The sequence below is a fragment of the Thalassospira sp. MCCC 1A01428 genome, assembly GCF_002115825.1.
Classification (GTDB): Bacteria; Pseudomonadota; Alphaproteobacteria; order Rhodospirillales; family Thalassospiraceae; genus Thalassospira.
Window position 1 is genome coordinate 298,083 of record NZ_JFJZ01000002.1, and the last position, 20,640, is coordinate 318,722.

Below are 20,640 nucleotides of genomic sequence, written 5' to 3' on the forward strand. Positions count from 1 at the left end.
GGAATAAGTTAATGACGGATATCAGACATTTTCTGGATATCGAGGGCATGTCCACCGGGACACTGCACGATATTCTGACGTTGGGAGATAACGAAAAGGCAGGCAAAGCCCCATTTGGGGCCAAGCCGCTGGCAGGTAAAACGCTGGCCCTTATTTTTGAAAAGCCTTCGACCCGAACCCGCGTTTCCTTTGAAGTCGGCATGCGCCAGCTTGGTGGGGATGTGGTCGTGCTTGATGCCGCCAGCAGCCAGCTTGGCCGGGGCGAAACCATTGCCGATACGGCGCGTGTTCTTTCGCGCTATGTTGATGCCATCATGATCCGCACCACCGATGAATCCAAATTGCTGGAACTGGCACAATATGCCACCGTTCCCGTGATTAACGGTTTGACCGATCAAAGCCACCCCTGCCAGATCATGGCGGATTTGATGACAGTGCGGGAGCATAAAGGCAAGCTTGACGGGCTTAAATTTGCCTGGGTCGGTGATGGCAACAATGTTTCGACATCGATGATTCATGCGACGTCGAAATTTGGTTTCTCGCTTGATATGGCCTGTCCGGTGGGGTTCCGCCCGCAGCAGGGCCTGATCGAGGCTGCGAATTCCGCAGGCGGAAAAGTCCGCCTTACCGAATTTGACGATGCCCTGGCCGGGGCCGATGTGGTTGTGACCGATTGCTGGGTGTCGATGGGCGACAAGGATGCCGATGCCCGCATGAAGGCCCTGGCCCCCTATCAGGTTAATGCCGCGGCAATGGCAAAGGCGAACAAGGATGCCCTGTTCATGCACTGCCTGCCCGCGCACCGCAATGAAGAAGTCACCGACGCCGTTATTGATGGCCCGCAATCTGTGGTGTTTGACGAAGCTGAAAATCGTCTGCATGCACAAAAGGGCATTCTGCTATACTGCTTTAACGGCTTGCCTGCATAAAAATTCGTCCTAGATTAGGGACAGATTTTAGGGCGAACAGTAATGTTCGCCCTTTTGGCATTTGAAACGAATTGCAACCATCGGAATCTGATCATGCAAGTTGCTGTCGATTTTTGTCAGCCCTTTACGTTGGAACATTCCAACATCCGTGGCCGCTTTGCCCGCCTGGGGCCAAGTGTGCAAACCATTGTCGGGCAGCATAATTATCCGCCACTGGCAAACGACCTGCTGGCTGAAATCATAGCGCTGGCGGTTTTGCTGTCATCCGCCCTGAAATATGAAGGGCTTTTCACCCTGCAAACGTCGTCTGACGGGCCGATCAGCATGCTGGTGGTTGACGTGGATAGCGATGGCAACATGCGCGCATGCCTGCGGGTGGACGAAGAACGGCTAAACGCCATGATCGCTGCCGAGGAAGGTGGCGAAGACGCGTTGCGTGGCAAGGTTCACAAACTGATGGGGCATGGGCATATTGCCTTTACCGTCGATCAGGGCGATGACCACGAACGCTATCAGGGCATTGTTTCGCTGGAAGGCGAAACGCTGTCGGAATGCGCAGAATCCTATTTCAGGCAGTCTGAACAGCTTGAAACCGCCTTTAAAATGGAAGTCCATCGTGGTGAAACCGACCGTGACTGGTGGGTTGGCGGTATGTTTGTGCAACGCCTGCCCGGCAGTGCCTCGGGCGATGCCCTAACCCCGGAACAGGATGCCGAATGGCAGGATAACTGGAACCGGGCCAAAATCCTGATGGCAAGTGCCACGGCAACCGAACTGGTGGATATTTCGCTATCGGCCCACGATCTGATCTGGCGGTTGTTTCACGAAGAAGAACCGCGTGTATTTGATCAGGACCATCTGCAGTTCAAATGCCGCTGTTCACGCCACAAAATCGAAGGGGCGCTGGCGTCCTATCCGCTGGAAGAATTGCTTGATATGCGCGAAGCCCATACCAATGAGGTTGGCGTGACGTGCCAGTTCTGCAATGCACATTACGGTTTTAACGAAGCCGACCTGCGGGCATTGAAAGCGGATAATACAGCCGAACACGAAGCCGGATCCGGCGCGTAAGGGCCAAAAAAGCCTTTAATGCCAACATGGTCACAGGCTTGCCTTAATCCTTCTTCATCGTCACGATGACAAACAGCACCAAACCTCATTGATCAAAGCCGATCAATGAGGTTCTTGGTTGGCGTGTAGGCTTTGCCGATGCCTTTGCCTTATGTGGCATGTGGCACAGGGCGTGTAGCGCCGCCGCGATGTCTTGCTCTTGCCGGGATATCTTATAGAGAGCCGGTATAAAAAGCCGGGGGATGACCCCGGTTCGATATGTGATGATAATGTTTTGGAGAACGGGGTCATGATGGGGTTGTCTATGCGTGGCATAAGCCTGGCGTTGGCAGGGGGAATGGCAATGATGATGGCGGCGTGTAGCAGCGCCCCTGTTCAAACGTATCCCGATGTTACATGGCGGCATCTGCAACCAATTGCCTTTTCGGCGGGGCCGGTTGAAAAAGTTGCGGCTTATGGTGTGCCTGCGGCAAATGATTTGCAACCTGATTTGCCCTTTAATCTGGGCCGGATGGCGATGAACTGGCCTGATGACCGGTTACAAACCGTTGACACCAATGATATTTTGCGCTACAGCGTCACCGATGCTGAAATTACCACGGCCAATCTTAAAACCAAAAGCGGCATAACCGGCATGTTCACCGATGACCAGTCGCAAAAGGTTGATCTTAAGGTCGGTGCGAAGCTGGAACTGATGTCGGAAGATGGCACGCCAAAAGGTGAGGTTGCCGCAGTGGTTGAACGCAGCCGGACCCTGTCAGAATCGATGTCTGTGGCCCAGCGTGAAAAAGCAATTTACAACGAAACCGCCGCCCTTTTGATGGACCTTGACCGTGAACTGGACAAGCAAATCCACAAAAACCTGGCCCGGTACGTTTTGAAATAACCTGGGCGGGAAAATTTCTCAATCCAGGATGAATTACCGCGCAAGATGTGATGCAATGGCAGGGTAACCCTGATGAACGCCCGGGCGCAGGCTCCGGTTTGACTGGGATTGGTCGATGATTGCGGTGCCCTTGCCATTTGTTGTTGCCCTGGTTCTGGGCATTTATGCCTTGCGGCTTGGCGCGCGGTGGCGGCTTGACCGTCGCGTGCGTCGCCCGGTGATCTTTGCGCTGGCCTGTGCCACCTTGCTGGTGGCTGTTGGTTTGCGCTGGCAATTTGACATCGCATTTTTTCGGTTTTTATTGCCGGTTCTGGCATCTGTTTTACCCGTTATTTCCTGGATCTGCTTTGCCAGTTTTGATCCGCCCTTGCTGACATGGCGGCGGGTGGTAACGCATGGCTTTTTTACGGCATTGATTTTGCTGTGTTCGCTGACATGGGATTACTGGCATCCGCCGATTGATTTTTTGTTGTGCGCCCAGTTTGCAGTTTATGGCCTGTTGTTGCTGCGCCGGGCGGGGGCGGGTGATCGTTTTTACGGTGATATCAACATTGGTGAAATTGGTTCGGCCCGGCGCATTGTTGCCGCGGCCGGGGGTGTGTTGATTTTATCAGCCCTTGTCGATGCGGGCATTGCCCTTGATTTTGCCTGGCAAAACGGCCTTCATGTCCGCGAAATTGTTGCCAGTGGTAATGCCGTTATGCTGGCGTTTTGCGTGTTCTTGATTGTGCGCCTTGGCAGGCATGTGGCCCCGGCGCCCGCATATGGCGAACCGGTTGAGGCTGAGCAGGAAACCCCAAGCCGGTCACAACACAGTGTGACCCCCGGCACGTCGGTAAACCATGAAAATGCAGCATCTGATCGCGATATTGCCGCAGTAATTGACCAGCTCATGCAAACACGCAAACTATACCGTGATCCGGCTTTGACGCTGGACCGGCTTTCACGCCGGGCCATTATCCCGGCGCGCGATATTTCACTGGCGATCAACCGGTTTTATGGGCGCAATATTTCGTGCATCATTAACGAATATCGAATTGCCGAGGCAACGCAATTACTGGCCGATACGGACAAAACCGTTACTGATATTCAGTTCGATTGCGGGTTTCAGACCAAATCAAACTTCAATCGCGAATTTCGCCGGGTAACGGGCATGAGCCCACGTGACTATCGTAATCGCAATGCTAACCAGCCCGGCACATTCATGACGCCGTTTAATGCTGTGCCAGAAACGCAAGAATCCGTTGGCTAACGGCGTGATGAATGCGGGTGCGATCCCCGTTAATGCCATCCTTGCAAATAATGCCATCCCCCGGTGTATCGTCTTCCAGCAATGCAATGGCGTTTGCCTTGCACAATTGTAAAAAGCTGAAATGGGCGGCGTTTTTAAACACGCTGATTTCCCTGAATTTGGCCGGTAGATGATTAAACAGATAGCGAGATTCAAGTTCTGATGGAACTTTGGGGGTTGGGCTGCCTGCGGCAATAATCAGTACCGGGATGTTAATATGGGCAAGGCTGTCTTCGCTAAAACCCCGTGCCAGCCCAAGATCAAGCGACACAACCCATTTTATACGTGGATCGCGCATATCCTGTGCCAGTTTGGTGCGCTCAGCGATGGTTTTGCCAATGGCAAAGTTGCGAACAACATCACAGGCGGCCAAATCGGGGTGGGTTTCACAATCACGCGTCATTTTGTCGGCATCCATGCGTGCGCCTGCTACCTCAAGGGCCGTCCAACCGCCCAGCGAATGGCCAATGACCGTGATGTTTTCCCGGTCGATATGCCCGGACCACAGGGCGTGGCCTTCCAGTTCTGAAATCACATGCGAAATATCGCCCGCCCGCTGCCACAGCAACGCGCCGGTTGCGGGTTCAAGGTCGCGGCTGGTGGTGCCGGGGTGGTTAATGGCGGCAACAATATACCCGGCCCGTACCAGTGTTGTTGCCAACCACGCCTGATTGCGCCAGTTACCGCCAAACCCGTGCGACACTACAACCAGCGGATGGCGGGTGTTATCGGGCGTGGCATCAACAAGGGCGCGCTGGCCGACAAAGGCCGCGTTATCGGCTATCAGGCTGACGGGGTGGCTGGTCGCAACGGCAGGATACCAGATAACCCCAGCAAGGGCGCGGAAAGGGCCATTTGCCGGGATTTCAAGTTTTTGAAAACCGGGTTCCTGTGCATGGGCAGGGGAAAACTGAATGGCAATCAGGCCCAGCACAAGCACAGACATTAAACAAAATTGACGCATCAAAGAAACCTTTCACGGGTAAGAAGATTGCTTTCTTTTGAGGCGAAATTCTTCCCGTTGGCGACCTTGATCGCGATCTGGTTCCTTTTTGGCGAGGGTATTTTTGCCAAAACTAAAAAAATATCACCGCTGAGGGAATAATCCGCGTTGCCACCTGTCTAACTATTATCACATCCCGGACAGGAGCTGCCCCGATGACCCTTCCCCGATTTCTAAGCCGCCATATTGGTGGTGCCCTGATGGTCTTTACCCTGCTGGGTGCTGGTGCTGCGTTTGCCCATAATGGTGTTGATCATAGCAAAAAACAGCCCGACGCCGTATCGGGCATGGCTATGGAAAGCCCAGCAAAATCCGGGGCGGCGACATCGGAAACCCTGGATCACGAACAGCCGTTTTTGCAGGGTAATGCCGCCGCAATGAGCAAAATGATGGCCGGGATGAATGTGCAACCTACCGGCGATATTGACCGCGATTTCGTTGCGATGATGGCCCCGCATCATCAGGGTGCCATTGATATGTGTGTTGCGTTTTTGCCTTATGCCCAAAACCCTCAGCTTAAACGTTTGTGTCAGGAAATTATTGTGACGCAGCAGCAGGAAATTGCCGCGATGCTTTTAGCCATCGGCAAGGATCTGCCACCCTCAAGCCCGGCACCCACGCAGTAGTCGGCACCGTGCAAATCACCTGATTAATTACGGCGCACGCCCTTGCACGGTTTTTCAAAAAAACGTCCTGCTGTTTTGCCTGCCCTGAATGTGCCGGGCTTTCCACTGGCGCATTCTGTTTCCGGGGTCAGGTTTGTTTTCCCGCCTGGCCCCGGCCTTTTCTCCCTCGCCAGTCTTTCCCGATCTCCCTTCTTCTCCCCAATCTGTAAATGTCTGGAAACCCATGAAACGTTTATTCGCCTCAACCTTTTTAACCTGTAGCCTGTTTGCCGGGGTCAGTGCGGCATTGGCCGGGCAGGCACCACTGGCTGATACGGCAAAGGATATTCCGATCAGCCACAACGATCGGGTTTATGCCGCCGAACAGTTTTCCAACACAGTTTCGGTGGTGGACCCGGCAGACAATAAATTGCTGGGTGTTATTCGCCTGGGCGACCCGCAACCCCGAAACTTAAGCCCGCTATATCGTGGGCAGGTGCTGGTGCATGGTATGGGTTTTGCGCCCGACCATAAAACGCTGGCCGTTGTTGCCGTGGGTAGTAATTCGATTTCCTTTATCGATACCGCCACCAACAGTGTCAAACACACCACTTATCTGGGCCGCTCTCCGCACGAGGCGTTTTATACCCCCGACGGCAAGGAAGTGTGGGTGACCATTCGCGGCGAAGATTATGTTTCCGTGATTGATGCCGCCACCTTCGAGGAAAAGACCCGCATCAAGGTGCCCGCCGGGCCGGGCATGCAGATATTTTCGCCAGATGGCAAATATGGCTATGTCTGTTCGTCGTTTAACCCGGAAACACTGGTGATTTCGGTGGCAGACCATAAGGTGGTCGGCCATATCAAACAGGCCAGCCCGTTTTGCCCCAATATTGCCGCCAGCCCCGACGGCAAACAGGTTTGGTTTACGCTTAAAGACATTGGCAAGGTGCAGGTATTTGATGCACGCCCGCCCTTTGACGTGATCAAAACCATTGATACAGGACCGATCACCAACCACGTTAATCTGGTGCATAATGCCAATGGTACCTTTGCCTATGTCACCATTGGCGGGCTGAACCAGGTTAAGGTTTTTAATGCCAAAACGTTTGAACAGGTGGCAACTGTGCCGGTGGGCAAATTGCCACATGGCCTGTGGCCGTCGGGCGATGGTACGCGCATTTATGTGGGCCTGGAAAATGACGATGCCCTGGCCGCGATCGATACGCTGACCAACAAGGTTGTGGCAACCGTTCCCATCGGGCAGGCCCCGCAGGCGGTGAATTATGTGCCAGGTGCCGTTACCAGTGGTGATGGTATGGCAAACCTGCAACAGTTGGGGGAAACCGACAAGGCGGTACAGTTTGTGCTGCACCCGGTTGGTCATACTGACCAGCACCCCACCAGTGTGTCACTGTTTGATCAGGGCCTGACACAGGTTGTTCAGGCATCGGTAAGCGGGTTGGAACCGAAAAAGGACTATGTGCTGGCCTTGTCCAACCATGCCGATGGCAGTGGGGCCTTGCAGGCGATTGCCGCCTTTAAGGCCAACCCGGTTGGCGCGGGCATTGTCAACGCGCTTGGCCCTATTCGCCAGCTTGTTCAGGGTGAAGAAGGGGTCGCCAAACGGTACCTGGTTATTGCCAATGGCACGGTTGCCAATATTGGCGCGCCCGTGCAGGTGCAGGCGGCGAATTAAGCCTGTTGAAGTGATATTGATGCTGCCCGGTGCCAATCATTTTAAACTGGTGCCGGGCAATATGTTTTGGGTGCCGTCATGAAAAACAGGTGTATTTCAACACCAGCCCGGGCCGGGGATCAGCGTGATGCATGATGATATGAGCCGAAAGATCGCGCCGCTTATTCCGGCATTGCGCCGTTATGCGCGCGCCCTGATGAAAAACCCCAATGCCGCCGATGATCTGGTACAGGATTGTCTTGAACGGGCGATCAGCCGCTGGCATCAGCATCGTGTTGATGGCAATACCCGCACATGGATGTTTACGATTTTGCATAATCTGGCGGTCAATAACTGGCAGCAGACGCGTTTTCGCGGGGTACATGTGGCGATTGATGATGTTGGTGATGCGGCATTTTCCCATCCACCGCAGCAGGATGAAAACCTGCATTTGAATGATGTGATGACCGCCCTTGACCAGTTGCCAGATGATCAGCGCAGCGTTGTTTTGCTGATATCGGTCGAGGATTTATCCTATGCCGATGCCGCAAAGGTGCTGGGGGTGCCGGTGGGTACGGTGATGTCGCGTTTGTCACGCGGGCGCGAACGCCTGCATCAAATCCTTGCCGGGGCCGCAAATGGCACGGTAGAAAAACCCCACGGACCAGCTTTGCGGAGGGTGAAATGAGCAATCGGCCGATCACCGAAGACGACCTTCATGCCTATGTTGATCTTGCGCTGGATGCCGTTCGTCGCGACGAAGTTGAACGTTATCTCGCCCGCCACAAAGATGTAGCTGCCCGCGTGGCCGGTTATCAGAAAGACCGTGATTTGTTGCGTAATGCCTTTGCCAGCGTTGCCGAGGAACCCGTGCCATCCCGTTTGAGTGTGGACAGCATGATGGTCGCACAGCGCCACGTATCGCGCTATCGGGTGTGGCAACTCGCCGCTGTGGCGATGGTGATGCTGGTGGTGGGGGCGGCAGCGGGCTGGTCGGTCCGTGGACAATGGGGTTTGTCTGGCGCGTCTGTGGTCATGGCGACAAATTCTGCAAGCGGCATTGCTGCGCTGGCAAGTGAGGCGGCCGATAGCTATGAGGTTTATGCGCCGGATCGTTTTCGCCCGGTCGAAATGCGCGCCGATGACAGTGCCGATTTTGTGCGCTGGGCATCACAACGATTATCGCATCCGGTTCGGGTGCCCGACCTTGCACCGGCGGGGTACCGGTTTATGGGTGGGCGCATTATCCCGACCGCGCAGGGGCCGGCCGCGATGCTGATGTATGACGATGACAAGGGGGGGCGGATGGTGATGCTGACCCGCCCGATGAACCTGGATCAGAATGCACCCATGACAAGCAGCCACCGGGGTGCCCTTGGCGGGTATAGCTGGGCGGACAAGGGATTGGGCTATAGTGTGGTGGCGCCACTAGGGGATGGTCTGTTGCATCCGCTGGCCGATGAAATCCGGCGTCAGTTGGGCCGTGATACCTGATAAGGCAAAGGCGTGCGAACCTGAACGGTTGCACGCCTTATATTATTTGCCGACTGCCGTAAGGCAGGCCTAACGGAACAGCATTACCGGCACATGGCAGGATCGCACCATTTCGGTGGTGGTGCTGCCAATGATCAGGTTGCGAATGCGCGAATGGCCATAGGCCCCCATTACCAGCAAATCATACCCGTCTTTTTCGATCCGGGTTTTGATAACGGTTTCTGCATCGCCTTTTTCAACCGCACTTTCGGTGGTAATCCCGGCATTTTGTAAAATCGCAACCGCGTCGTCCAATGTCTGGCGCGCATCGCTGTTTAAATCCCCTGCCGCCAAAAGCAGGCAGGAAAGCCCTTTAAACACCTTGCTTTGGGCAATGTGGTCAATGGCTTTCATTACGCTGGGGCCACCATCAAACGCGATGACAAACTTTTCAATCGGTTTGAATGCGCGCGAGGTTACCAGAACCGGTTTGGCCGCGGCCCGCACCACACGTTCCAGATTGGACCCCAAATGCATTTTGGCAAAATCGGCGGCTTCGCCACGTTTACCGACAATGATCAGGTTGGTGTCTTTTTCAAATTCGGCAATGGCTTCAATCAAATCACCGTGGCGCAGTTTGGTGCCAACCTCGGCAATGCCCTGGCTTTCAAGCTGTTCTTTGGCTTCGGCCAGCAACAGGCGGCCATGTTTTAAGGCCAGCTTGGCTTTTTGTTCGTCAAGATCGGCCAGTTCCCGAAGCAGGGCACTGCGTGCGCCCAGTTTCAGGTTGCCGCTGAAATCGGCATTTTCGCCATTGGTGTGGCGGCGCCCCAGAATGTGCATCAGGTCAACCGAGGCGCCCGCGCGCCCTGCAACCCAGGCTGCATGGTCGCAAACGCTGTGCGAATAAACCGACCCGTCGATCAGTGCGATCAAATGTGTCATTGGATATGTTCCCTTAATGCCCCATCAGACGTTCAAATGCGCCGGGTTTATCGTGAAGGGCCAGTTTATCAACAATGGTTTCACTGGCGTCATTGAGGCCAATCAATTCCACATCGGCGCCTTCGCGGCGGAATTTAAGCACCACCATGTCAAGCGCCGACACGCTGGAAATATCCCAGATATGTGCATGGCTGACATCAATCACGACTTTATCGAGGGCTTCTTTAAAATCAAAGGCCTGGGTGAATTTTTCGACCGATGCAAAGAAGATTTGCCCTTCGACATGATAGGTCCGGGTGGCACCATCGGTTGAAATTTCGCTGCGGATACGGAAAATTTGCGAAATTTTCCAAGCAAAGAAAATACCTGACAGCAAAACACCAACCAGAACGCCAATCGCCAGATTATGGGTCGCAACCACGACAACCACCGTTGCCAGCATAACAACCGATGAACTGCGCGGATGGGTTTTAAGGTTTTTGATCGACGACCAGCTAAAAGTGCCGATGGAAACCATGATCATGATGGCAACAAGGGCCGCCATTGGAATGATCCGCACCAGATCGCCCAGAACCACGATCAGGATCAGCAAGAATATACCGGCCAGAAAGGTCGATAACCGGCCACGACCACCCGATTTAACGTTAATCACGGACTGGCCGATCATGGCACAACCTGCCATGCCGCCAATAAAGCCGGTGCAGAAATTGGCAATGCCCTGGCCGTAACATTCGCGAATGCGGTTGCTGGATGTATCGGTCAGATCATCCACAATCGATGCCGTCATCAGCGATTCAAGCAGGCCAACTGCCGCAACACCTGCCGAATAGGGCAGAATGATCAGCAATGTATCAAGGTTGAACGGCACATTGGGGATCATGAAGGCGGGAAAGGCATCGGGCAATTCGCCCATGTCGCCGACGGTATGGAAATCGGCTGTGATAAACAGCGAAATGGTGGTCAGCACCACAATTGCCACCAGCGGCGAAGGGATAACCTTGGTCAGGCGCGGGAACAGGTAAATAATGGCAAGGCCCCCGGCGACCATGACGTATGTTACCCACGGCACATTGATCAGTTCGGGTAACTGCGCCATAAAAATCAGGATGGCAAGGGCGTTAACAAAGCCGGTCATCACCGATTTGGAAACAAACTTCATCAGGTTACCCAACCGCAAAAGCCCGGCAACCATTTGCAGGATACCAGCCAGAACCGTCGCGGCGAGCAGATAATCCAGCCCGTATTCCCGCACCAGCGACCCCATCAATACGGCCGTTGCGGCCGTCGCTGCCGAGATCATGCCGGGGCGGCCACCAAAGATGGCGGTAATCACGGCAATGGAAAAAGACGCATACAGGCCAACTTTGGGGTCAACGCCAGCGATGATGGAAAAGGCAATGGCTTCAGGTATCAGCGCCAGCGCCACAACCATGGCCGACAATACGTCACCCCGGATATTGCCAAGCCATTCGGCGCGTAGTTTCGGTAGGAAATCTGTGTTCACAGGAATATCTCCAGTCGTCCCCCGTCCCGCGGTGGATGCCGTGGGTCGTCATTTTATTGGAATGGGCGAAATCGTGAAATGGTCGGCCGGTCTGGTGCCTTGCCGTTCGGACATTTAAGGTGCGCCGGGAAAACAGGTTCCGTCGCAGTCACATCGCGGCAATGAATATGTGGCACCTTACATCAAACCAAAATCCATTATTATTCAAATCAAATGCTGCGGCGCAGCGGCTTGTACCTACCGCAATTTGGATGGAAAAACAACCTTGCCGCCGGTTTATACTGTGTCATTTCATGGCAAAAACCGCGCCTTTTCAATGCAAAGGCGCGGTTTTATATAATGTTATTAAACTGCTATAGCGATCACGCCGTTTTGGCGCTTTAATCGCGATGCTGGATTTCTCCCAGAAAATCGTCAATCTCGCGGCGCAAATTATCGGCCTGTTTTGCCAGGCTGTCGGCAGCACGGGTGACATCGGCGGTGGCGGTTTCGCTGCGTTTGGCGGCATCACCAACCCCGGCAATATTGCGGGTAACTTCATCGGTCCCTTGTGCGCTTTGCTGGGTATTGCGCGCGATATCGCGGGTGGCGGCCCCTTGTTGTTCGACAGATGCGGCAATGGTGGTGCCGATGGTATTGATATCGCTAATCACGGCGGAAATCGCCTGCATCGAAAGCACGGCTTCGCGGGTGGCTTCCTGAATGGTGATAATCTGATCGGTGATTTCACTGGTGGCCCGGCTGGTTTGTGATGCCAGCGATTTAACCTCGCCCGCCACAACGGCAAACCCTTTGCCGGCGTCTCCGGCGCGGGCGGCCTCGATGGTGGCATTCAGGGCTAAAAGGTTGGTTTGCCCGGCAATATCGTTAATCAGGGTTACAACTTCGCCAATGCGATCTGCACTTTGTGCCAGGGTTTTAACCAGATTATTGCTTTCATCGGTGCGGGTAACGGCGCTCTGGGCGATTTCGCTGGATTTATGGGCCTGATCGCTGATTTCATGGATGGATGCGGATAGTTGCTCGGCAGCAGATGCAACCGATTTGACATTGCCCGATGCCTGACGCGCAGCAGCAATGACGTTGCTGCTTAACAGGTTGGTTTGGGCCACGGTTTCGCCCATGATACCGGCACTGGCACGCATCGATTGCGATGCCTGTTGCACCAGTGTCAGCGCTTCATCGCTGCGGGTACGGAATTTGTCAATCGAGCGGCGAATTTCTTCGGCGCGGTCCAGTTTGCGTTGGCTTTCGGCTTCGCGTTCGGCGGTCAGGCGGGCGTTTTCGCACAAATTGGTGCGAAACAGGGCCAGTGTTTCGAATATGCGGCCCACAGCGTTGCGGCTACCCGGTTCGGGAATGGTGATATCGAGCTGGCCGTGCGCCAGACGTTCCATCAGCGATACAGCCTGGGTTAACGGGCGGGTAATGCCGCGCCCCAAAGACAGGCCAATCAGAACAGCAATTGCCGCCACACCCACCAGCAACATCAGCGAAAAGTTGCGCATCCAGATGGCAGGCGCAAAAATTTCATCGCTGTCAATTTCGGCAACCATGGCCCAACGGGTGTTTTCAAATGTCATCGGTACATAGGATGACACCACATTGGCGGCCCGATAGTTTAAATCTTCCATTGTGCCACTTTTGCCTGCCAGGGCATCGCGCACCTGTTTGGTGTTGATTTCGCGGCTCAGGCTGGTGCTTTCATTGCCCATTCGGCTGTCGTTGCGCATGAGAAAATCCTGGCCGACCAGGTAAATTTCGCCGCTTTGGCCCAAGCCTTCGCTTTGTTGCAAAATATCGTTTACGCGGGCTACCGGAATTTCTACGGCAAACACACCCACCCGGCTTTTGCCATCATCGCCAAAAACCGGCGTTGCCAAAAAGGCATTGCTGGTATTGCCTGCCGGTTGATACAGGCTGAAATCCTCGAAGGCGATTTGCCCCGGCATGACCTTGTTCGCGGCGTTAAACACCCGGCCCAAAGCAGTTTTTGCCCCTTCACCGGTGGCAACATTACTGGCAAAATCGTTACGTTTTGCCTCGGAATATAAAACAGCGCCATCGTTGTTGATCAGGAAAATATCGGCATAACCGCGTTCATGCAGTAACTTATCCATCCAGGGATGATACTGGTGATGGATATCAGACCAGGTCGAACCATCCTTGGCCTGTAATAAGCGGTCGCGCTGGTCCACCGGGTTGGGGTTTTGGCTGATATACAGGTTTTTCAGGGTTTTTTCCGGGGTTTCGCCCAGGTCAGACCAGGCAAAGCCAAACAGTTTCATGGCCTGGCGAATGGCGGGGCTGTCGGCCTGAATCAGCAAATCCTGCCGCACTGATCCCAGATATTGCGCAAGCTCGCTTTGCCGTGAATTGGCAAGGGCGTAAAGTTTGTCGGTGGCCCCTTCATTTAAGGCATCGCGGGCAATCACATAACTGGAAATGGCCGTGATGGCAGTGGCCAAAATTGCAATCAGGGCGATAACAGACGGAATGACCCGTCGTAATGACATTCTGGCTAAAAACCCCACGATGCGCCTTTCTGTTTCTTGCAGCGTTGGTCATAGTCCAAACGCTCTTTATTACTCAAATATATAGAGTTTTATCTATGAGGCTTTGCAGGTTCGGGGAAATCACATCTGTGTGCTGTTAAGGTGATACAAATGTGAACGATCGTTCCAAAATGATGCTTGCCAAAACTGGCCCTGCAAACGCAAAGTACGAATCGTTACGCCGGGGCCGGTAAATGGAACCGGTTACGCTGGTTCGCAGGGGCGAAGCGAAATAGCGGCTTGGAACCGGGATGCAAAAAGGGCGGCATCGGTTAAGGATGCCGCCCTTGAATGTTACTGCCTGTAAAACCGTTCTGGTTAACGGTTCTGGCGGTTGTCGATCAAATCATTGACCACGCCCGGGTCGGCCAGGGTCGAGGTGTCGCCAAGCTGGTCATATTCGTTCGCTGCAATTTTACGCAGGATACGACGCATGATTTTGCCCGACCGGGTTTTGGGCAGGCCCGGCGACCATTGCAGGTAATCGGGGCTGGCAATCGGGCCGATTTCCTTGCGCACCCATTTCACCAGTTCGGCACGCAGTTCTTCGGTGGGTTCCTCGTCGGCATTAAGTGTGACATAGGCATAAATGCCTTGTCCCTTAATGTCGTGCGGAACGCCAACAACGGCGGCTTCTGCGACCTTGGGGTGGGCGACAAGCGCGCTTTCCACTTCGGCAGTGCCCATGCGATGGCCCGAAACATTGATCACGTCATCGACACGGCCTGTGATCCAGTAATAGCCGTCTTCATCGCGGCGGGCACCATCGCCGGTGGTGTAGGTGCCGGGAAAGGTTGAAAAATACGTCTGGATAAAGCGTTCATGGTCGCCGTAAACCGTCCGCATCTGGCCCGGCCAGCTGTATTTGATCACCAGGTTGCCGTCGGTGGCACCCTCAAGTTCCTTGCCTTCATGGTCAAGAAGGGCAGGTTGAATGCCAAAAAATGGCACACTTGCCGAACCCGGTTTTAAATCGGTTGCACCGGGCAGCGGTGTAATCAGGATACCGCCGGTTTCCGTTTGCCACCAGGTGTCAACAATCGGGCATTTACGTTTGCCAACATGTTCATGATACCATTCCCATGCTTCGGGGTTGATCGGTTCACCAACCGACCCCAGAATGCGCAGCGATGACAGGTCGGCTTTTTCCACCCATTCGGCCCCTTCACGCATCAGGGCGCGAATGGCGGTCGGCGCGGTATAGAAGATATTGACCTTGTGCTTGTCGCAGACTTGCCAGAAGCGCGATGCATCAGGATAGCTGGGCACACCTTCAAACATCAGGGTGGTGGCCCCATTTGCCAGCGGGCCATAAACGATATAGCTGTGCCCGGTGACCCAGCCCACATCGGCGGTACACCAGTAAACATCGCCATCATGGTAATCGAACACATATTGATGCGTCATCGACGCATAAACCAGATACCCGCCCGATGTGTGCAAAACGCCCTTGGGCTTGCCGGTCGAACCCGATGTGTAAAGCACAAATAACGGGTCTTCGGCGTTAACTTCGGTTGGCGGGCAGTCGGGCGATGCGGCATCGCAAACATCCTGATACCAGACATCGCGTGCGTCATTCCAGGGAATGTCCTTGCCGGTATGTTTAACCACAACCAGCTTTTCCACGGTCTTCACACCGGGATGGGACAGGGCTTCGTCGGCATTGCGTTTAAGGGCAACACCCCGGCCGCCACGCAGGCCTTCATCCGATGTAATGACAACCTTGGCACCGCAATCTTCCACCCGGCCCGCCAGGGCTTCGGGCGAGAAACCGCCAAATACGATGGAATGAATGGCACCGATGCGTGCGCAGGCCAGCATCGAAACCGCCGCTGCCGGGATCATCGGCAGGTAGATGACAACGCGGTCGCCTTTATTCACACCCATGGTTTTCAGGGCGTTGGCAAAACGGCAGACGCGTTCGTGCAGGTCTTTATAAGTGATATGTTCGGAAACTGACGGGTCGTCACCCTCAAAAATGATCGCGGTCTGATCGCCGCGCGTCGCAAGGTGACGGTCCAGGCAGTTGGCCGCAACGTTCAGCGTGCCGTCTTCATACCATTTGATATAAAGATTGTGTGGGTCATAGCTGACATTTTTGACTTTGGTGTAAGGCTTGATCCAGTCAATGCGCTTGCCGTGTTCGCCCCAGAAGCCTTCCGGATCCTCGACCGATTGTTTGTACATGGCATCGTATTTGGCCTTGTCGATCAAGGCGTTTTTGGCGATTTCCTCGGAGACGGGATAAACGTTCGCAGACATTGTTAAGCCTCTTGTTCGTTTCCTGTGGTCGGTCACGGGTTTCAGGGGCCATTTGCAATATGGTATCGTGGCCGATGCCAACCCCTGATTTTTCCGGCTAACCGATTGATGTGGCCGTTTTATGTTTCACCGAAATCATTCTGATGCCCGGTTTTACGCCGTCAATCGCTGGCCTTTGTATTGCCCTATGCTAACGATCCGGGCCGTCGCAGGAAATACAACTTAAGACGGGGGCAAACTGCCCGGTCCGGGCGACGCGATGTGAGGCGACAAAATCCCGGACAGCCCGAAAGGTTCTGGCGTCGGTTAATTATCTTGTTGAAACATAGGTGAATTTTACGGAAATTTCCAGTGAAGGTTGCGTCTTTGACAAAGGCAGGCCTGCATTGGGATCCGGGGAGGCGGTTCCATAAGGTTTCTGCCGGGGGGCGAAAAACAGGTTGGAAATGAAAATGCCGTGTCACCCCGCTGGCGGGAATACGAACTTCGTCAAATAACGGGATGGCTGCTGGATTTGACGGAACAAAACAGATACAAGCAGAAGATATTGCAATCAGATGGTGTGGTTATGGATCCGGTTTCTCTTGCCGTGGGCGGCATTGCGGTTTTGGTGGTGTCGCTGATTTTCAGTGTGCAATTGGTTAAACGCGCAAGGGACTCGGCCAAAGCCGAAGCCGAGGCGCATAATGCCCTGCTGGCTGCACAGCTGGAACAAACCGGAGCCACCCGGCGCGAGCTTGCAACCGAACTGGCCCAGTTGCGTGATCGTTTTGACGCCGCATCGGAAAAACGCGCCATTGCCGAAACCACGGCCAACCGGGTGCCGGGGCTGGAAAGCGAAATTCGCGAATTGCGCGTGTCGCTGGAACATTGGCGCGAAAAAGGGGCCGAGCTTGAAACCTCGCTGGAAAAAGAACGCGAAGCCGCACAGGAAAAGCTGCAAATGCTGGATGATGCGCGGGTCAAGTTGCTTGACAGTTTCAAGGCGCTTTCGTCCGATGCCCTGAAAATTAACAATGATGAATTTATGAAAATGGCGCGTGAAAACTTTTCGCGTCTTCAGGAGGGGGCCAAGGGCGACCTTGAAAAACGCCAGCAGGCGATTGACGGGTTAGTAAAACCGATCCGCGAGCGGTTGGAGGCCTTTGACATTAAGGTTAACGAACTTGAAAATTCACGCAAGCAGGCCTATGGCGAATTGCGCGAACAGGTGGGGTCGCTGGTAACGTCGCAACAGCGCCTGTCACGCGAAACGCAAACCTTAAGCTCGGCCTTGCGGTCCAGCTCGTCGGTGTCGGGCAAGTGGGGCGAATTGCAGCTTAAACGCATTGTCGAGCTGTCAGGGATGCTTAATCATTGTGATTTTGAAGAACAGGTTCACTTTAAAACCGACGAAGGCGACCAGAAACCCGATATGGTGATTCGCCTGCCGGGCGGCAAAAACATTGTCGTCGATGCCAAGGCCCCGACATCGGCCTATCTGGAAGCGATTGAAGAAAAATACGATGATGATCGCCGTGAAGCCCTGATGACAACCTATGTTGCCAATGTGCGCAAGGTTATCACGGGGCTTTCCAAAAAATCCTACTGGAAATCTGTTAATTCACCGGAATTTGTGGTGTTGTTTTTGCCCGGTGAAAGCTTTTTTTCGGCAGCGCTGGAGCGTGACCCCAGTTTGATTGAAGACAGTTTTCGCGACGGGGTTATTTTGGCAACGCCCACCACGCTTTTGGGCCTGTTAAAGGCGGTGGCTTACGGTTGGCGGCAGGAAGCCCTGGCCGATAACGCCCGCGAGATTAGCGAAATTGGTCAGCAATTGTTTGATCGCCTTGGCGCGCTGGCCAAAAACTTTACCGCCATGGGTAAATCGCTTGAAGGCACGGTTAAGCATTACAACAAAACGCTGGGGTCGCTGGAAAGTTCGGTTCTGGTATCGGCCAAGCGGCTGAAAGATAAGCAAATCGTTGCCGATGACCGCGAGATTGATCAGCCGTTGCAGTCTGAAACCCATGTGCGTCAGCTAAGTAAGCCCGAACTGACCGCTGATTTGCTCGAAGATAGCGGGCGCCGTTAAGACCATGGTGGTTGTGGTCCATTGCGGACCGTGTGAGATCATCTTTGTTTGGGGGACGGGGACGGACTTCTTGACTCCCATAACTTGCGGTCTTATCTCCAAGCCCGACTTATATTATATTGAAACCGTTCCATAGGGGGCGGTTTCATCTTTTGCATCCGGAAAACCTGACATGGCCTTGCGTGAAATACTTATCGTTCCTGATCCCCGCTTAAAGCAGGAATGCGACCCGGTATCCGAGGTGAATGACGAAATTCGCCAGATTCTGGATGATATGCTGGAAACCATGTATGACGCGCCGGGCATTGGCCTTGCCGGTCCGCAGATTGGTGTGATGAAGCGCCTTGTCGTGCTTGATGTTTCCGATGACAAGGAAAAGCCCGAACCCATGAAGCTGGTGAACCCGGAAATCATCTGGGAATCCGAGGATTGCTCGGTTTATCAGGAAGGCTGCCTGTCGATCCCCGATCAATATGCCGATGTTGAACGTCCGCTTGAAGTTGGTGTGCGTTACCTTGATGAAAACGGCAAGGCACACGAGATTGAGGCAGACGGTTTGCTGGCAACGTGCATTCAGCACGAGATCGACCATCTTGATGGCATTCTGTTTACCGATTATCTGAGCGCACTGAAACGCAACATGATCCTGAAAAAGGTTATCAAGCTGCAAAAGAACAAGAAGTCAGCCTGATTTTTCAGATTGCACTTTTGCCATATCAAATGCTGCCCAAAGGACCGGTTTTACCGGTCCTTTTATGTTTTGGGCTTGTCTGTTTTTGTCTTTGCGGGCGTTATGCTCCGCTTGTTTCGGTATCGAGACGGTGCGCAACGGTCTTTTCCGAAAATGTGGCGTTGAACTGGCGAACGCTGCCAAATCCCGCTCTCTCCCTACCTCAAAATGGATGCTTTCTGCGCGTCCGAAAAATTCGATGCTGTCATATCTTCCGCTCCATTTGCTAACCAGAAATCTGGCGCGGAAAATTCCAATCAAAAACGATCCAATTTAAAGGGTGCAGAGCAGAAGGATTAACGAAACTCTCACGAGCGCCCAACCAGGACCGCACTTGCAATGACATCAAAAAGGTATTCGGCTCGTGGCTTGAACGACTGTTGGTCGCCAATCCAGCCAAGCGCACCGATAAGAGCAAACAAGTCGCTTCCCTTCATATCTTTGCGCGCAGTCCCTTCCTCCTGAGCGCGTTTAAGAAGTCGCTCGCCTGCATTGCGTAAGTTTTCGCAGGAGGCATGAAGTGCGGAGTCAGGGTCGGTTATCGCTGTCGCCATCATCGTTACCACGCCGCTGTAAACCTGCACGAAGCCGACAGCGTCACGGAGCCAATCCAACAGGGCCTCCCCTGGCGAAGTCGAAGGCTCCAATTCGTCGGCCTTTGCCGTCAGCTCTTCGAGACTCTTTCGAAGCAGGGCATCAAGCAACGCCTCACGTGTCGGAAAGTGGCGCAAAAGCGTTACGTGGCTCACTTCGGCCCTGCGCGCGATGTCGCGTAGGGATGCGTTAGCTCCTTGCTCCGTGACGACGTCCCGGGCCACGACCAGCAGGTGATTATAATTTTCCTTAGCGTCGGCGCGCATTGCTAATCCTTGACAAATGTAACACTGGTACGTTTATATGTACCAGTGGTCCGATAATTATAGCGATCACGATAGCAAACACAAGAAGGAATGATCGTTTTGCGCTACAAACTATTTGGAAAGCATACGGGACTGCGGGTTTCCGAACTCGTTCTTGGAACCGCCAATTTTGGTACGGCATGGGGCGGGCATGGAGCCGAACCGGAAGAGGCCCGTCGAATTTTAGATACCTATGCCGAAGCAGGCGGCAATTTCCTCGACTCGGCGAATGGGTATCAAGAGGGCCAATCGGAGACGGTTCTTGGTGACTTGCTCGGCGGGCGGCGCGACGAGTTTGTCCTGTCGACAAAGTTCGCAGTCAAGACGAATGCCGATTCCGGTCTGCTCGTCACCGGAAACAGTCGGCAGGCAATGGTTCGCTCGGTCGAAGCGAGCCTGAAACGCCTTAAAACGGACCGCATCGACCTGTATTGGGCGCATGTTTCCGATGGCGTGACACCGCTCGAGGAAATAGTCCGAGGTTTTGACGATCTCGTAAGGGCGGGCAAGATACTCTATGCGGGACTTTCCAATTTCCCGGCTTGGCGGGTCTCGCGTGCCGCGACAATTGCCGAAATCAGGGGGGCGGTCCCCATTGCGGGAATCCAGGTAGAGCACAGCCTCGTCCAGAGGGCGACCGAACAGGAACTCATTCCAGCCAGCCAGGCTCTGGGCCTTGGGGTTGTGGCTTATTCACCGCTCGGTGGGGGCGTACTAACTGTTTAGTCCCGGCAT

18 protein-coding genes are annotated in these 20,640 nt (G+C 54.1%); 11 read left to right on the plus strand and 7 right to left on the minus strand.

Going from position 1 to position 20,640, the window contains the following annotated elements:
- Positions 1 to 11 precede the first annotated feature (11 nt).
- From argF to THS27_RS02965, 4 genes are all read left to right on the plus strand, one after another.
- Entirely contained in the window at positions 12 to 929 is a 918-nt protein-coding gene (gene argF, locus THS27_RS02950; RefSeq protein ID WP_085587669.1) for an ornithine carbamoyltransferase, read from the plus strand.
- Positions 930 to 1,022: 93 nt separating this feature from the next.
- Positions 1,023 to 2,000 carry an Hsp33 family molecular chaperone HslO gene (locus THS27_RS02955; RefSeq protein ID WP_085587759.1) on the plus strand — a complete coding sequence of 326 codons (978 nt, stop codon included), beginning with the start codon at positions 1,023 to 1,025 and terminating at the stop codon, positions 1,998 to 2,000.
- Between the two features lie 289 nt (positions 2,001 to 2,289).
- On the plus strand, positions 2,290 to 2,886 hold the full coding sequence (locus THS27_RS02960) for a hypothetical protein (RefSeq protein WP_085587671.1): 597 nt from the start codon (positions 2,290 to 2,292) through the stop codon (positions 2,884 to 2,886).
- 115 nt (positions 2,887 to 3,001) lie between these two features.
- Positions 3,002 to 4,138, plus strand: a complete 1,137-nt coding sequence (locus tag THS27_RS02965; RefSeq protein WP_085587673.1) for an AraC family transcriptional regulator — start codon at positions 3,002 to 3,004, stop codon at positions 4,136 to 4,138.
- On the opposite strand, the gene THS27_RS02970 is transcribed toward THS27_RS02965, so the two are convergent.
- A complete protein-coding gene (locus THS27_RS02970) occupies positions 4,101 to 5,141 on the minus strand; it encodes an alpha/beta fold hydrolase (protein ID WP_085587675.1) in 1,041 nt (346 codons plus the stop codon). The genes THS27_RS02965 and THS27_RS02970 overlap by 38 nt on opposite strands.
- Before the next feature lie 194 nt (positions 5,142 to 5,335).
- Between THS27_RS02970 and THS27_RS02975 the strand changes: the two genes are divergently transcribed.
- The 4 genes from THS27_RS02975 (at position 5,336) to THS27_RS02990 (ending at position 8,957) form a co-directional block, all read left to right on the plus strand.
- The gene (locus THS27_RS02975; protein ID WP_246832815.1) at positions 5,336 to 5,806 is read left to right on the plus strand and encodes a DUF305 domain-containing protein; all 471 of its coding nucleotides are present in this window, start codon (positions 5,336 to 5,338) and stop codon (positions 5,804 to 5,806) included.
- A gap of 223 nt (positions 5,807 to 6,029) precedes the next feature.
- Positions 6,030 to 7,484, plus strand: coding sequence for a YncE family protein (locus THS27_RS02980; protein WP_085587677.1), 1,455 nt, complete (start codon positions 6,030 to 6,032; stop codon positions 7,482 to 7,484).
- A 127-nt stretch (positions 7,485 to 7,611) separates the two neighbouring features.
- Entirely contained in the window at positions 7,612 to 8,151 is a 540-nt protein-coding gene (locus THS27_RS02985) for a sigma-70 family RNA polymerase sigma factor (RefSeq protein ID WP_210402815.1), read from the plus strand.
- Positions 8,148 to 8,957 carry an anti-sigma factor gene (locus tag THS27_RS02990; protein ID WP_085587679.1) on the plus strand — a complete coding sequence of 270 codons (810 nt, stop codon included), beginning with the start codon at positions 8,148 to 8,150 and terminating at the stop codon, positions 8,955 to 8,957. The genes THS27_RS02985 and THS27_RS02990 overlap by 4 nt, the downstream gene beginning before the upstream one ends.
- A gap of 69 nt (positions 8,958 to 9,026) precedes the next feature.
- Here THS27_RS02990 and THS27_RS02995 read toward each other — a convergent pair whose 3' ends face one another.
- From THS27_RS02995 to acs, 4 genes are all read right to left on the minus strand, one after another.
- A complete protein-coding gene (locus THS27_RS02995; RefSeq protein WP_085587681.1) occupies positions 9,027 to 9,881 on the minus strand; it encodes a universal stress protein in 855 nt (284 codons plus the stop codon).
- Positions 9,882 to 9,894: 13 nt separating this feature from the next.
- Entirely contained in the window at positions 9,895 to 11,385 is a 1,491-nt protein-coding gene (locus THS27_RS03000; protein WP_085587683.1) for a SulP family inorganic anion transporter, read from the minus strand.
- Positions 11,386 to 11,765: 380 nt separating this feature from the next.
- Positions 11,766 to 13,901 carry a methyl-accepting chemotaxis protein gene (locus tag THS27_RS26845; RefSeq protein WP_085587685.1) on the minus strand — a complete coding sequence of 712 codons (2,136 nt, stop codon included), beginning with the start codon at positions 13,899 to 13,901 and terminating at the stop codon, positions 11,766 to 11,768.
- A 357-nt stretch (positions 13,902 to 14,258) separates the two neighbouring features.
- On the minus strand, positions 14,259 to 16,202 hold the full coding sequence (gene acs, locus THS27_RS03010) for an acetate--CoA ligase (RefSeq protein WP_085587687.1): 1,944 nt from the start codon (positions 16,200 to 16,202) through the stop codon (positions 14,259 to 14,261).
- A gap of 568 nt (positions 16,203 to 16,770) precedes the next feature.
- On the opposite strand from acs, the gene rmuC reads away from it, so the two are divergent.
- Complete coding sequence (gene rmuC, locus THS27_RS03015; RefSeq protein WP_085587689.1) at positions 16,771 to 18,276, plus strand: DNA recombination protein RmuC; 1,506 nt, start codon at positions 16,771 to 16,773, stop codon at positions 18,274 to 18,276.
- 172 nt (positions 18,277 to 18,448) lie between these two features.
- A complete protein-coding gene (gene def, locus THS27_RS03020) occupies positions 18,449 to 18,967 on the plus strand; it encodes a peptide deformylase (protein ID WP_085587691.1) in 519 nt (172 codons plus the stop codon).
- Here def and THS27_RS26580 read toward each other — a convergent pair.
- Together THS27_RS26580 and THS27_RS03025 are read right to left on the minus strand one after the other, a co-directional pair.
- Positions 18,959 to 19,267, minus strand: a complete 309-nt coding sequence (locus THS27_RS26580) for a hypothetical protein (RefSeq protein WP_139835449.1) — start codon at positions 19,265 to 19,267, stop codon at positions 18,959 to 18,961. The genes def and THS27_RS26580 overlap by 9 nt on opposite strands.
- A gap of 47 nt (positions 19,268 to 19,314) precedes the next feature.
- A complete protein-coding gene (locus tag THS27_RS03025) occupies positions 19,315 to 19,866 on the minus strand; it encodes a TetR/AcrR family transcriptional regulator (protein WP_085587693.1) in 552 nt (183 codons plus the stop codon).
- A 90-nt stretch (positions 19,867 to 19,956) separates the two neighbouring features.
- Here THS27_RS03025 and THS27_RS03030 point away from each other — a divergent pair, with 90 nt between their 5' ends.
- Complete coding sequence (locus THS27_RS03030; protein ID WP_210402812.1) at positions 19,957 to 20,631, plus strand: aldo/keto reductase; 675 nt, start codon at positions 19,957 to 19,959, stop codon at positions 20,629 to 20,631.
- Positions 20,632 to 20,640: the final 9 nt, after the last annotated feature.

What these genes read in the sequence shown, in the direction of transcription:
- THS27_RS02995 (WP_085587681.1), bottom strand. Translation starts at nt 9,881, where the DNA reads ATGACACATTTGATCGCACTGATCGACGGGTCGGTTTATTCGCACAGC.
- def (WP_085587691.1), top strand. Translation starts at nt 18,449, where the DNA reads ATGGCCTTGCGTGAAATACTTATCGTTCCTGATCCCCGCTTAAAGCAG.
- acs (WP_085587687.1), bottom strand. Translation starts at nt 16,202, where the DNA reads ATGTCTGCGAACGTTTATCCCGTCTCCGAGGAAATCGCCAAAAACGCC.
- THS27_RS03030 (WP_210402812.1), top strand. Translation starts at nt 19,957, where the DNA reads ATGATCGTTTTGCGCTACAAACTATTTGGAAAGCATACGGGACTGCGG.
- THS27_RS02975 (WP_246832815.1), top strand. Translation starts at nt 5,336, where the DNA reads ATGACCCTTCCCCGATTTCTAAGCCGCCATATTGGTGGTGCCCTGATG.
- THS27_RS02955 (WP_085587759.1), top strand. Translation starts at nt 1,023, where the DNA reads ATGCAAGTTGCTGTCGATTTTTGTCAGCCCTTTACGTTGGAACATTCC.
- argF (WP_085587669.1), top strand. Translation starts at nt 12, where the DNA reads ATGACGGATATCAGACATTTTCTGGATATCGAGGGCATGTCCACCGGG.
- THS27_RS02990 (WP_085587679.1), top strand. Translation starts at nt 8,148, where the DNA reads ATGAGCAATCGGCCGATCACCGAAGACGACCTTCATGCCTATGTTGAT.
- THS27_RS03025 (WP_085587693.1), bottom strand. Translation starts at nt 19,866, where the DNA reads ATGCGCGCCGACGCTAAGGAAAATTATAATCACCTGCTGGTCGTGGCC.
- THS27_RS26845 (WP_085587685.1), bottom strand. Translation starts at nt 13,901, where the DNA reads ATGTCATTACGACGGGTCATTCCGTCTGTTATCGCCCTGATTGCAATT.
- rmuC (WP_085587689.1), top strand. Translation starts at nt 16,771, where the DNA reads ATGGATCCGGTTTCTCTTGCCGTGGGCGGCATTGCGGTTTTGGTGGTG.
- THS27_RS02985 (WP_210402815.1), top strand. Translation starts at nt 7,612, where the DNA reads ATGCATGATGATATGAGCCGAAAGATCGCGCCGCTTATTCCGGCATTG.
- THS27_RS02970 (WP_085587675.1), bottom strand. Translation starts at nt 5,141, where the DNA reads ATGCGTCAATTTTGTTTAATGTCTGTGCTTGTGCTGGGCCTGATTGCC.
- THS27_RS02980 (WP_085587677.1), top strand. Translation starts at nt 6,030, where the DNA reads ATGAAACGTTTATTCGCCTCAACCTTTTTAACCTGTAGCCTGTTTGCC.
- THS27_RS02965 (WP_085587673.1), top strand. Translation starts at nt 3,002, where the DNA reads ATGATTGCGGTGCCCTTGCCATTTGTTGTTGCCCTGGTTCTGGGCATT.
- THS27_RS02960 (WP_085587671.1), top strand. Translation starts at nt 2,290, where the DNA reads ATGATGGGGTTGTCTATGCGTGGCATAAGCCTGGCGTTGGCAGGGGGA.